At 40.8% G+C, this 11,551-nt stretch carries 8 protein-coding genes; all 8 read left to right on the forward strand.

The annotated features are described in order from the left end of the window. The first annotated feature begins 187 nt into the window (after positions 1–187). Entirely contained in the window at positions 188–760 is a 573-nt protein-coding gene (locus DWY79_RS05315; RefSeq protein WP_122368980.1) for an RNA polymerase sigma factor, read from the forward strand. A gap of 68 nt (positions 761–828) precedes the next feature. Next, positions 829–1,839, forward strand: coding sequence for a FecR family protein (locus DWY79_RS05320; protein ID WP_122368965.1), 1,011 nt, complete (start codon positions 829–831; stop codon positions 1,837–1,839). Positions 1,840–2,120: 281 nt separating this feature from the next. After that, positions 2,121–5,297, forward strand: a complete 3,177-nt coding sequence (locus DWY79_RS05325) for a TonB-dependent receptor (protein ID WP_233563944.1) — start codon at positions 2,121–2,123, stop codon at positions 5,295–5,297. Between the two features lie 12 nt (positions 5,298–5,309). After that, positions 5,310–6,899 (forward strand): RagB/SusD family nutrient uptake outer membrane protein, encoded by a 1,590-nt coding sequence (locus tag DWY79_RS05330; RefSeq protein WP_122368967.1) that lies wholly within the window; start codon positions 5,310–5,312, stop codon positions 6,897–6,899. A gap of 111 nt (positions 6,900–7,010) precedes the next feature. Continuing rightward, entirely contained in the window at positions 7,011–8,351 is a 1,341-nt protein-coding gene (locus DWY79_RS05335; protein WP_122368968.1) for a glycoside hydrolase family 28 protein, read from the forward strand. Positions 8,352–8,368: 17 nt separating this feature from the next. Beyond that, positions 8,369–9,784, forward strand: coding sequence for a glycoside hydrolase family 140 protein (locus DWY79_RS05340; protein WP_122368969.1), 1,416 nt, complete (start codon positions 8,369–8,371; stop codon positions 9,782–9,784). 33 nt (positions 9,785–9,817) lie between these two features. Then, positions 9,818–10,996: a glycoside hydrolase family 172 protein gene (locus DWY79_RS05345; protein ID WP_057328096.1), complete on the forward strand. Its 1,179-nt coding sequence runs from the start codon at positions 9,818–9,820 to the stop codon at positions 10,994–10,996. Between the two features lie 121 nt (positions 10,997–11,117). Further along, positions 11,118–11,501 carry a hypothetical protein gene (locus DWY79_RS05350; protein ID WP_005861419.1) on the forward strand — a complete coding sequence of 128 codons (384 nt, stop codon included), beginning with the start codon at positions 11,118–11,120 and terminating at the stop codon, positions 11,499–11,501. Positions 11,502–11,551: the final 50 nt, after the last annotated feature.

Raw genomic sequence — 11,551 nt, forward strand, 5'->3', positions numbered from 1 at the left:
CTAGATCTCCTTTACCGATGAAGTATTACTTAATTTACTGATGAAGTATATATCTTATGGGGAAGTAGGTAGTAAAAGTCAAACGGTCTCCTGTAAAAAATGATGCGGTTACCCTGCTTTTCAAGAGGAAATAACCTCTTCTTATTTTTTTATTTTATATTTGTTCGGTCAATATGTGCTAGAGGAGATGGATGTAGAACGGATATACCTAGAACGATTACGAAGCGGTTCATACAGAGACTTTACGAAACTGTATGAATCATACGCTTCACGCCTATATGCGTTCGCATTGCACTTGACTCATTCTGATGCTCTTGCAAAAGATATTGTACAAGAGACATTTATCAAAGTGTGGGTGCGGAGAGAACAAATTGATTTAGATATGTCTTTCAGTGCTTTCCTATTTACGATGGCCAAGAACCAATTATTGAATGAGTTTCGTAGGCAGGCAAATGGTCCGCTTTTTTTGGAAGATGTTGTACTGAATGAGTCTGGAGATGGAGAGGAAACAGCGATTGAACGTAAATTATCTTTTGAGGAATTTAACCATAGACTGGAAATAGCGAAACAAAAGTTGACACCTCGCCAACGAGAACTGTTTGAGTTAAATAAGGAACAAGGTATAACTATAACAGAAATAGCGGCTAAAGCCTTAATTTCAGAACAATCTGTGCGTAACCAGTTATCGCAAGCCTTACATGTTTTAAGAAAGGAGCTCGGTAAGTATGCTTTGCTGTTCTCTCTTTTCTTTATCGGATAAATAAAATTGAAAAATAATATTCTTATGTTTTATAACATCTAAAAAGGCATGTTATAAATTAACGGCTCATGTGTATACCTTATAAAAAGGATATTATGCAGGAATCACATACATATTATTTGCTCTCAAAGTACATGGATCATACGATCTCTACGGAAGAGTTGAAAACACTACGGCTTTTGGTTAATTTGTCTGATGATGATGAATTATCGCTGTCATTGTCTCATTTATGGGAAAATGGGCGACCCTTTGAAGAGGTTGATGAGAGAATCATACGAGATATGTTCAGTGAGATTCAAAATCGAACGAGAAAAGAACGATTCGTTATGGTGTTTAGGAAACTGGCTCGTATCGCCGCAATACTATTAATACCTTTATTAAGTATATTGTCTGGTTATTTATATTTCAATCCAGTCGATCAGAAGGGTAGCATTGGCAATTTAGTGGTTCATGCCGATAGAGGGGAAAGATCGGGGGTGACTTTACCGGATGGAACACAAGTAAAACTAAATGCGGAATCGAGCTTAAGTTTCACTCACGATTTCGGTCGAGAGCTTCGACAGGTCAATTTAGAGGGAGAGGCCTATTTTGAGGTGACTCGGAATGAGGATAAACCTTTCGTGGTACATACTGAATATCTGGATATAGAAGTGTTGGGCACAAGTTTTAATGTGTATTCGTATGAGCGGGAGAATGTCATGGAAATGGCCTTGATATCGGGACGGATCAAGATACAGACTTGTTCAGACCCTTCTCGTGTCGTTTATCTAAAACCAAATGAAAAAGCATTGTTCAATAAAGAATCGGGTATTATAACCGTGGAGAAAACAGATAATCGATTTGAAACGGCGTGGTTAAGAGGAGACCTCGTTTTTCGATCAACGAAATTAAGTGATGTCTTGGCCAAACTAGAGCGTAGATATGGCATGAATATCCATTTGAATGATTTTTCTTTAGCGAATGACTTATTTACCGGAAATTTTGATAGTGAATATATCGTAGAGGTAATGGACCTTTTAGAGAGGCATTATGACTTTACATATGATATACGAGGAGATGATATCTTTATACATCCTTGAGCGAGTGAAAATAAAATGTATAACCTTAAATCAGTTCTTATGCGACAAGATTCTTCATAATAAAAACGGAACCGAAAAATGGTCGAGATTTTCCGGTTCCCCAATTAATACTCCATTTACGAGAATGGCGATCAAGCCATAAAACGGATTGTATCAATTTTAAAAAATAATATATGTTCAAAAGTAGAAAAAATCAATGTAGCTATATAATTTTTTTGGCTCTATTTCTGTTTTTTAATCCTATTTTGGTATTAGCTCAGACAGGAAGTGTCACTCTTTCCATGAAGAATGCTACATTAAAGCAATTTTTTGAGGCTGTAGAGAAGCAAACCACATATATATTCTCTTATCGGGATGCTATAGTGGAAGGAAAGAAAGAGGTAACTTTAAACGTGACGAATCAGCCGATTCGGCGTTTGTTAGATGATGTACTGCATCAAAGAGACTTGCAATATACGATGACAGGGCATTCAATTGTCGTAACTTTAAAGACTGCCGGTAATGTAAAGCTGGTATCTGGTACTGTCGTGGATAGTAACGGTGAACCGATTATCGGAGCGAATGTTGTTGAGAAAGGAACTACGAATGGAACGGTAACGGATATTTCGGGAAATTTCTCATTAAATATAAATGATAGCGGTATTTTACAGATCTCGTATATTGGGTTTAATACTCAAGATGTAGCTGTGAACGGAAAATCAAGTTTAATGATAAATTTGAAGGAAGATACTCAAAAACTGGATGAGGTAGTCGTTGTTGGTTATGGCGTGCAGAAGAAGTCGAATGTAACGGGATCTGTGGCTTCTATTAAGACGGATGATTTTAATGATTTAAATATGGATGTGTCGCATGTTATTCAAGGCCGTGTGGCAGGTGTCAATGTTTCCAATGGGAATATTATCATTCGTGGAGCGGCTTCTATCAATGGCGCAGATCCGTTGTGGATCGTGGATGGAGTGCCGGGTAGCGCTCCTAATTTTAATGATATAGAATCTATCGAGATCTTGAAGGATGCGGCTTCGACTGCTATTTATGGTGCCCGGGGAGCAGGAGGTGTGATCCTTGTTACCACTAAAAAGGGAAAGATAGGGAAACTTTCTATTAATGCGAGAGTAAACTTTGGAATAGAGACTCCGATCGATTTGCCGGATATGCTGCATACCGCGGACTTTATTGACCGGAAATTGGCGGCAGGCTTCCCTAATAATCCCAATTCCGGCTGGGATAATCCCGCTTCGCTACCAGATACAGACTGGGAAGATCTGGTTTGGCGTAATGCTTTTAGGCAAAACTATTTTTTACAGATGACGGGTGGTAATGAGAAAACTACATTTAATATGTCTGCGGAGTTCTATAAGAATCAGTTTATCGAACGTTATTCATTTGAGGATGCGGGTAATTTCCGTGTGGCTAGCCAGACAAATATAAGTAAACGCGTGAAATTTTCCGAGATCCTGACTGTTGGTTTTAATAATACGGATCCCCATTTGTATGGGCAGACGAATAATGATTATGTTTATTACCGCCAAGTTCCTACGATGGTGCCTTATGATAATACCAACGAAGCTGGTGGAGGTTGGGGAAAACATCCGGCAGGTGGTTACTACGAGGGACCTAATCATGTGGCTACACTAATGTCTCATCATGAGAATGAACGTAGGTTTTGGGCCCGGGCAAATGCGATTTTGGATTGGGAGATTATCAATGATTTAAAATTCCAAGCGAATTTCTCTGCCAATTTTGACTCCCATGCGAATAATTTGTTCTTAGAGTCATGGAATTTGGGATCTTTATCTCAACAGGATTATTACTCGAAAGATTATGGCTCCGGTTATGATTTACGTATGTTATATACATTGACCTATGACCATACTTTTGGGGAGAAACACTATGTAAAAGGTATGGTTGGCTACGAGGCTTATCGGGCGACGGCTTCTTCGGCAGGTGGTTGGAAAAACGGCTTTTTGGTTCAGCCTTCGGATGATATTAGTTTAGGTACGGGAGATAAAGATGTATCCGGAACGAAAACGGAAGGTCGTAGTTTATCCCAGTTCGCTCGTGTAAACTATGCTTATGATGACAGGTATTTGCTAGAGGCTAGTATTCGTCGGGATGGTTATGATAACTTTGGTCCAGAGAATCGGTTTGGTGTGTTTCCTTCTGCTTCTGTCGGTTGGAATGTGGGAAAAGAGAGCTTCGTAAAGGATAATATAACATGGATGTCTCAGTTGAAATTGAGAGGAAGTTATGGTAAAATTGGTAACAATACAATTCCTCAATTCTTGTATGAACCTTCTTTTACGAATAATTATCTATATTATTCATATGATGGGCAAAATACGCAGAGAGGATTCTGGTATTCAAATGTTGCGAATGCTACGATTAAATGGGAAGACGTGGCCCAATGGAATATAGGTGTTGACGCAAGTTTTCTGGATAATCGCTTGAATACGACAATCGAGTATTATGATAAGAAAACTTCCGATATGTTATATTCAGTAGGTGTGCCACCTTCTGCCGGACCTTCTTCGGAACCATTTAGCGAGACTTCTTCTTATCGGGCTAATATCGGAAAGATAAGCAATAGAGGTTTCGAATGGATGGTTCAATGGAGGGATTCCTATAAAGATTTCAGGTATGACGTGGCTTTTACGTTGTCTACCAACAAGAACAAAGTGGTAAAGTTAAGTGACCAAGTGAATCCGATCATTTGGGCTGGAAGCGATGCGGCTTTGAATAGTTCTATTTATCGTACGGAAAATGGACAACCGATGGGACAGATGTATGGATATGTCGTGGATGGTATTATTCAAGACCAAGCGGAAATCGATGCCTTAAACGCTCAATCTCCGGATGGGGTGTACCAACAAGCAGGTACGGCTCCGGGTGATTTGAAATATAAGGATTTAAATGGAGACGGAAAGGTGACGAATGAGGATAAGACATATATCGGTAATCCTTGGCCGGATTTGATGTATGGATTGAATATAAATTTGTCATGGAAAGGCTTTGATTTAAGTATGGGCTGGTTAGGAAACGCAGGTGTTGATGTCTTTAATAGCGCTAAGCTTTATGAAAGAAGTTTCTATGGCGACTATAATACGACTTATAAGGTATATGAGGCGTGGAGTCCGACGAACCGGGCTACTTCACATCCTCGAGTAACGAAAGAGGACCCGAATGGAAACTTCAAGAATGTCTCCTCTTATTTTGTGGAGGATGGTTCTTTCTTTAAATTGAAGAATTTACATTTCGGCTATAATTTACCGAAATCAATACTTTCTCATTTGAAGATAGAAGGTTTGAAGTTTTATATTAATTGCGATAATTTATTTATTATCACAAAGTTTCAAGGAGATCCTGAATTGGGTGGTGGATATTTGGAACGAAATATGTATTCTGTGAAACGGGCTCCATCCACCCGCACCATTATGGGCGGTTTAAGTTTAACCCTCTAAATTAATAGGAAGATGAAGAAATTAGTTATATTATTAGCTGCTGCGTTAACTTTTAATAGTTGTTCGGATAGTTTTCTGGATTTATCAAATCCCAGTGCGTTATCTCCAAGTGTCTACCCTAAATCTATGACGGATATGGAGACTATCGTAACATCAGTTTATGCGAATATGGTCGCTGTGCCTTTGTATGGAAAGAGGGTTATGGCGAAAGGGACATTCTGTGTGGATCATACGGTAGATATGGCTTGGACTGGTGACGCCAACTGGAACCAGTTGGCGACCAATCAAGTGACTTCTGATAATGCTTACATTGGGACGTTATGGATTGGTTATTATAAAATGATTTCTTGTGCGAATACCGTATTGGAGCAATTGGAAAGAATCGACAAGGAGAAGTTTACAGATGCGGATTTAGTAAGGCTTTCGCAGATGAAGGGAGAAGCTTTGTTTTGGAGAGGTTGGGCACACCAACAGTTAGTAGCGTTTTTTGGAGAGGGATATCCTTGCAACGGGGAGGGCGATAGAAAAGGTGTACCTGTTCGTTTACAGGTAGCATCGACTCCGGATATGCTAAATATAGAACGTAGCACGGTGGCCGAGGTTTACGATCAGATCTTGAAAGATTATGAGGCAGCCAAACTTTTGCTACCTGCTGTATGGGAAGAGCGGGCGGACTATCCACGTCCAACCTCTGTTGCCGTTACTAGTTACATCGGGCAAGCGAATTTGTATATGGGTAATTATGATGCGGCAAAGAAAGCGTTGAAAGAGGTTATTGATTCTTCCGGAAAAGAATTGCTCCCTTTCAATGAATATGCGAAGATGTTTAATGAGGCTCAGGAGAAATTTAATAGAGAATCGATCTTAGAGATTAATTTCCGTAATGGGGACACTTCCGGATATTTTTGGTATGGAGAAGGTTCTCAATATGGATTGATCGCTGCCTTATGTTTCCAGAACGCAAGTGGAGATGTTGAGGCGGCCGGTTGGGGTAATATTTTCTTTCATGATGCGAATATTAAACGTTTTAATGGAGATCCTCGTTTGGATATCGCCGCTTTGCGTCCGGGAACTCCTGTTATTATGAATGGACAGCAGACGCAGGTTCTGAAATATAAGGATACGGAGGCTGACATTCAAGGTTGGAGCATGCGAAAATACAATCCGTTGAAAAGTACGGTGAATGAGTTGAATTTAGGGGTTGGTATTAATATGTATTTGATGCGTTTGGCGGATGTATATTTGATGTATGCGGAAGCTTGTCAGGCTACGGGAGATGAGGTAAATGCCCGGAACTATATGAATCTGGTAAGAAGAAGAGCTTATAATGGAGATAGTTCCCATGATATAACGGCTAGTGGAGAAGCTTTGAGAGATGCGATTCGGGAGGAACGTTTCATGGAGTTCTGCGGTGAGGGCGTACAACATTGGCAAGATGTTTGCCGCTGGAAGGTCTTGGATGAGGAGATTAGCCGTTGGTATGGAAAGACACGTGTTGGTAATCCGCATTATGATGCGAAAGATTTGTATTTCCCGATACCCAAGGTTGAAATGGAGAATAATCCGAATATGACACAAAGCCTAGGTTACGAGAACGAGTAGATATAACTTGTTGAAAAGTTCATCAAAGAAAAGGAATAGGATGGTTCTCTTGGGATCGCTAATCCTATTCTTTTTTTATTCCTTTATGATCATATTAAATCTTATTGAATAATGAAGATGATAGATGTGTCGAAAGTAAGAGTCTTTCGGGGGTGTCTCTTTGTATTGTTTATGCTCTTTATGCGGATAGGTTGGGCCTCAAATGATGATAGCACCTATAATATCGTGGATTTTGGAGCTAAAGGAGATGGAATAACAGACAATACCCAGTTCATCAACAGGACAATAGAAGATTGTTCCTTGAGAGGGGGAGGAACGGTTATCATTCCGGAGGGAACGTTTTTGACAGGAAGTATTCTGCTGAAAAGTAAAGTAAACTTATTCTTAGAAAGTAATGCCGTAGTGAAAGGCATAAATAATTTGGAAAAGTACCGTTCTATATCCGATCTTAATCAAGATGAGGCTTATTATAAAGTAAAACCCCGGAATTGGAACAAGGCATTGCTTTTAGGAGATCAAGTTGAAGATGTGTCAATTACAGGAGAGGGGGTAATTGATGGTACCCATATTCAAGATAAAAAAGGTGAAGAAGGGATGAGAGGCCCTCATATTCTCTTTTTGTCGAGATCGAAAGGGATTAAGATATCGGGAGTTAAACTACGAAGAGCGTCGAACTATGCTTTTATGAGTTATGATATTGAAAGGGCTTCTTTCGATAATCTTTTAGTGGAGGAAGGATGGGATGGGATTCATATTCGTGGCGGAAAAGATATCCGTATCCGAAATTGCCGTTTTTATACGGGTGATGATGCTGTTGCGGGTGGACTATGGAAGAATGTGGTAATAGAGAATTGCTATATGAACTCATCGTGCAATGGGATAAGGTTGATAATGCCGGCTACTGGTTTAAAGATCGTTGATTGTGAATTTAGAGGTCCGGGAAAATATCCACATCGGACTTCCGGTGAGCAAAAACGTAGGAATATGCTTTCTGGTATATTGCTCCAACCGGGCGCATGGTTCCCTGCGTTTGGGGAAGTAAAGGATATATTGATATCTAGCTGTTCTTTTGATCAATTGGATAATCCGTTTCTAGTCACATTGAATGAGGGGAACTGGGGAGAGCGGATCTGTTTGGAGCATATAAGAGGTACACGTTTAATGAAAGCGGCCGCCTCGGTAGAGAGTTGGGGAGATAGTAGTTTGAAAGATGTCCGGCTTTCGGATGTTTCCTTATCGTATATTGGGAATAAAGATCAAGAAATAGTAGGACGTACTCCCTCGAAGCCATTGACCGATTATCGTGCGCTCCCTTGCTGGGGGCTTTACCTTCATAATTTAGATCGAGTGATTTTACGGAATGTTCGATTAGTTTGTGAGAGTGGGAAAGTTAGCCCAGCCTCTTGCTTCGATAATGTGGGGTCCGTGGAGATTTATAATGTAAGTTTTTAATCTTAAAAAGAATTAGTATGCGAAAATATCTTTTGTTTTGTCTAGCTTTTTGTGTATTGGGTTGTTTGGCTCAAGATTTGATCGTCCGTCCGAACGATCCTATTATTTATAAGAAAGAGGGCGGTGCCTTTTTATGGCTGGGGGATACGGCTTGGGAGTTATTTCATGTATTGGATAAGGAGGAGATCGTTCACTATCTGGATAACCGGCAAGAAAAGGGCTTTACGGTAATACAGGCTGTTATCTTATCTGAACTGGATGGTTTGGATAAACCGAATGTGTACGGATATTTGCCCTTGGTTGATAAGAACCCTACCCAAATCACGGAAGGATACTTTGAGTTAGTGGATTTCGTGATTCGAGAGGCTGGAAAACGAGGACTGTATATTGGGCTTTTACCTACTTGGGCGAGTAATGTGGTAGAGAAAGACGGAAATCCGGCTTTGTTTAACCCAGATAATGCGTATACGTACGGGAAAATACTGGGAACCCGGTATAAAAACGAAGCTGTAATATGGATTCTTGGTGGCGATAGAAATGTAGTTACGGATAAGGAGTTTGAAATCTGGCAGTCTATGGCGAAAGGAATTCAAGAAGGAAATGGAGGAACACAACTAATGTCCTATCATCCGACAGGAGAGATTTCCTCGCATTATTGGTTCCACAATGAGTCTTGGCTATCATTCAATATTCTCCAAAGCGGACATTACCGCCGGATGGATCCGGTATATCGTTTTTCGGGTATGTATGCTCAATTGAGTCCGATTAAACCGTTTGTAAATGCGGAACCTTCATACGAGGACATACCGGTTCGTTTCTGGGAATATTTTGATTATGCTAAATTCGGGAAGAGAAAGGAGGACATAATAGGTGATAACGGGTTGATTAAGGATACGACTTATTTTACGGATGGAATTTACGATGACTATGATATTCGTATGCAGGCTTATTGGACTTATTTGTCTGGAGCTGCCGGATATACATATGGGAATAACGCTATTTGGCAAATGTATAAGCCCGGAGGTAAATATCATGTACCATGCCTCACGTTTTGGGATGGTGCGTTGGATAGGCCGGGAGCCGAATGTATGCGCTATGTAAAGTCTTTGTTTACGATGTATCCGTTAGATCGTTTCCGTCCGGATCTATCCGTTTTGTTTGGAATTAATTACAATGACGCAAGTTATATCACTCCAGTTTTAGCAAAAGATAATACTTTTATTTTAGTTTATTTGAGTCAAGGGCAGGATGTAAGAATACAAATGAGTAAATTGCGATCTTTTGGTAAAGCTTATTGGTTCAATCCGAGGAATGGGGCGAGAACTTTGATCGGAGCGGTCGAGAATAAGGGAATTCGTACATTCAATGCGCCCGGAGAAGCGGGAGAGAGGGGAAATGATTGGATCTTAATTTTGGAGGCAGATGATAGGTAGACGATGTATAAATTTTAAATAATAAAAGTCATTATGAAGAAGATCAATGTTTTGCTGTTAGCCTTTTTGCTGTTAAGTTTTTGGGCGAATGCCCAGCGGTATCCTTTTAACGGGTTGGATATGAATATGGGAAACCTTTCTCGTTTGTCGAATGCGCAGAGTCGTTCGATCAGTCCGGAGAATTTTACGGGGGAGAAAGGGAAAGGAGCGATGGCTGATCCCGTGAGAGATAAGGATGTCCGGAATAAGGCGAATGCGGCTGGCCCAGCGAAAGATTTGGGGAAAGGCTGGAAAGTAAATCCTTTTATTATCGTGAAACCGGGGGAGACAGTTACTATCGCAGAGATTGATGGCCCGGGGGCTATCCAGCAGATATGGATGACTCCCACTGGCAACTGGCGATTCTCGATACTCCGTATGTATTGGGACGACGAGAAAGAGCCTTCGGTTGAATGTCCGGTCGGGGATTTCTTCGCCAGTGCTTTTAATGAGTATGCCCAACTTTCCTCGTTGGCGGTCTGTGTAAATCCCGGGAGCGCTTTCAATTGCTACTGGAAGATGCCGTTCCGTAAGAAAGCACGTATAACGTTGGAGAATATTAATAATGCGGAAGAGATGCGTTTGTATTACCAGATTAATTATACCTTGACGGAAGTGCCGGAGGATGAGGGATATTTCCATGCGCAGTTCCGTCGTTCCAACCCGACACAAGGCTCTATCCATACGTTGGTGGATGGAATCAAGGGAAAGGGACAATATGTCGGAACTTATTTAGCTTGGCGTGTCAATGATAACTGTTGGTGGGGTGAAGGAGAGATCAAGTTCTATATGGATGGCGACAAGGAATACCCGACAATCTGTGGAACAGGTACGGAGGATTATTTCTGTGGTTCGTATAACTTCGAGAATCAGAAAACACATCAATACCAAGAATTCACCACTCCTTATGCGGGAATGCACCAAGTGATCCGTCCGGATGGCCTATATCGGGCTGTTACGGCGTTCGGCTTGTATCGCTGGCATATCTTGGACCCGGTTCGTTTTGAAAAGGATCTGAAGGTTACGATTCAAGATTTGGGTTGGCGGCACGACGGTAGGTATAATAATCAAAAGTCGGATATCTCATCGACTACTTTCTGGTATCAGGTGGAACCACACGCTAAATTCCCGGCATTGCCCAGTAAGGATGATTTGGAGATTCCGAGATGGTAAATGGCCTGTGGTAAAATGTTAAATGTTATTTCCGATTAAACCTTTCCTTTTTATCGATGTCTATTCTTTCGAAGCGCTTCATAAACAGGTAATTTATAATAAAAGTAATAAGTAGTAGTTTATGAAAAAGGTAATAGGATTGTGTTTGGTTGTATTGTTGAGTTCTACTTCTGTGTTCGCTCGTGAGAACAGGCGTATGGACAAGCGTAAGATGGATCCGTCCGCACGTTGCGAGAAGATGATCGCCGACTTGAAGTTAGATGAGAAACAAGCGGTGGAGTTCCGTAAACTTCAAAAAGAGTATATGGAAAAGGCTCAGAAAGAACGTGAGGCGATGAAGGCTGAGCGTGAGAAGCAACGGGAAAAGATGTTGGCCATGCGTGAGGATAAGAACGCCCAGATGAAAAAGATATTGACGGAGGAACAATACAAACAATATCTGGAGAAACAGCAGCCTAAAGGGAATAAACATGGCAGAAAACATCTAGGTAACGGACGTAGATAAAGAAGTCTATAGATAGATAAAATGGCCGGGGTAGCGATTATCCCGGCCAT

It is taken from the genome of Parabacteroides sp. AF27-14, from assembly GCF_003635425.1.
Classification (GTDB): Bacteria; Bacteroidota; Bacteroidia; order Bacteroidales; family Tannerellaceae; genus Parabacteroides; species Parabacteroides distasonis.